Source organism: Salinivibrio sp. ML198, assembly GCF_001996015.1.
In the GTDB taxonomy this organism is placed as follows: Bacteria; Pseudomonadota; Gammaproteobacteria; order Enterobacterales; family Vibrionaceae; genus Salinivibrio; species Salinivibrio siamensis.
Window position 1 is genome coordinate 1 of record NZ_MUEZ01000073.1, and the last position, 346, is coordinate 346.

Annotated in this window: 1 protein-coding gene; it reads left to right on the plus strand. The window is 58.4% G+C overall.

The annotated features are described in order from the left end of the window. Positions 1-346, plus strand: a 346-nt coding sequence (locus BZG25_RS15785; RefSeq protein ID WP_256363600.1) for a contractile injection system protein, VgrG/Pvc8 family, incomplete at both ends; no start/stop codon positions are given.

The window sequence follows — 346 nt, forward strand, 5'->3', positions numbered from 1 at the left end:
GGCATTGGCCAGCCGCCATACCGACATCACGCCAGAGCAAGTGGTCGACAAGCCGGTGCAGCTGACGCTGTGGCGCAACGGCGAGCTGGTCAAACGGGTGCAGGGCATTGCCAGTGCCTTTAGCCAAGGTGACATTGGTCATCACTTTACCCGCTACCGCTTAACCTTGGTGCCCGCCTTGTATCGCCTGTCGCTTCGCCAGAACAGTCGCACCTTCCAGCACCAAACCGTGCCGACCATCTTAGACACCCTGCTCACGGAAATGGGGGTGACGGAGGTTAGCTTCTCGCTAACCCGTGACTATGCCGAACGTGAATACTGTGTGCAGCATCGAGAAAGCGACCTA